Origin of the sequence: Ruegeria atlantica, from assembly GCF_013032455.1 — a bacterium.
Lineage (GTDB): Bacteria > Pseudomonadota > Alphaproteobacteria > Rhodobacterales > Rhodobacteraceae > Ruegeria > Ruegeria atlantica_B.
In genome coordinates this window covers 1-1,534 of sequence record NZ_WQCF01000036.1, presented here as the reverse complement: position 1 = coordinate 1,534, position 1,534 = coordinate 1, and the positions used below count along the sequence as shown (strand labels likewise).

The window sequence follows — 1,534 nt, the reverse complement described above, 5'->3', positions numbered from 1 at the left end:
TCGATGTCTGGTTCGTCCTGATATTGTTGAAAAAGTCTGTTGATTGGATCCTGCGCCCCTGATTCACTTGATTTGAGAGTGGAGGGCATTGCGATGATGGGGCCGAGACAGGAAGCGCAAGGCGCGCTGTTTTATGAGTTCTCAATCGAAGAGTTTGTGCCGCAGGATCATCCGCTGCGCGGGATTGATCGCTTCCTTGATCTGACCGCAGTGCGCCCAATGCTTGCGCCGTATTACAGCTCACATGGTCGTCCGTCGATTGATCCTGAACTGATGATCCGGATGTTGTTGCCGGGTTACTGCATGGGCATCCGCTCCGAACGGCGACTTTGCGAAGAGGTGCATGTCAATCTGGCCTATCGCTGGTTTTGCAGGCTTGATCTGGTTGATCCGGCCTCAGACCATTCGACCTTCTCGAAGAACCGCCATGGCCGTTTCCGCGAGAGCGGCTTGTTCCGGCATTTGTTTGAGACTGTGCTGCGGCGCTGCATAGATGAGGGGCTAGTCGGCGGGCACAGCTTCGGTGTCGATGCCAGCCTGATCCCCGCCAATGCCAACCAAACGCGTGGCATCGACAGCAAGGAAGGGCTACCAGCGAACCTGATTCCCGTGTCGTCGATGAATATCTGGAGACCCTTGATGACGCTGCTTTTGGAGCGTCGACCAAGGTGGTTCCGAAATACATATCACCCGTCGATCCTGCCGCCCGCTGGACCGGGGCGGATGACGGTGCTGCATTCTTCGCCTATTCCACCAACTATATGGTGGATTTGGATAATGCGGTAATCGTTGATGTCGAACCGTCGGTTCCAATTCGGACCGCTGAAACCCTTGCTGCGCGGCGCATGATCGACCGGATCGAGGATCGCTTCGATATGGCACCCGACAAGCTGGTTGGCGACACCGGCTACGGATCTGCGGAGATGCTCGGCTGGTTGGTCGAAGAACGCGACATCGCCCCGCACCTTCCAGTTTGGGACAAATCGAAATGAACCGACGGTACATTCTCACGCGAGGATTTTGTCTACGACCCGACGATCGACAGCTATTCCTGCCCAAACGGCAAGGTCCTGCAAACATACCGGCGAAACTTCTCAAAACCGCGCAAGCCCAACGGGGGCAAAGACGGGTTCATTAGATATCGCGCCTCCAAGCACGACTGTGACGCTTGCCCTTTGAAACCGCAATGCTGCCCGAAAGACCAAGGGAGACGCCTCATGCGGTCAGTGCACGAAGCCGCTCGAGACGTCGCTCGCGATATCCGAAAAACCGACGCCTACATGACCTCGTTCATTCAAAGGAGAAAGGTTGAAATGCTCTTCGCTCACCTGAAACGATATATCGGCGTGAGTATGATGCGGCTGCGAAGGCCCAAAGGCGGAACAGAACAGTTCCAACTCGCCGCAACCGCCCAAAACCTCCGCAAACTGGCTAAAATGGTGCCAACACTAGCCCCGACATGAAGACGGAGTGCGTCGCCCAAAATCTCGACAACCGTCAAACTAGCCAAAACATCGACTTCTTCAACACTATC

1 pseudogene is annotated in these 1,534 nt (G+C 55.4%); it reads left to right on the top strand.

The features are described 5' to 3' along the window. Nucleotides 1–93: 93 nt before the first annotated feature. A pseudogene (locus tag GOW93_RS20625) lies at nt 94–1,463 on the top strand (transposase). The last annotated feature ends 71 nt before the right edge of the window (nt 1,464–1,534 follow it).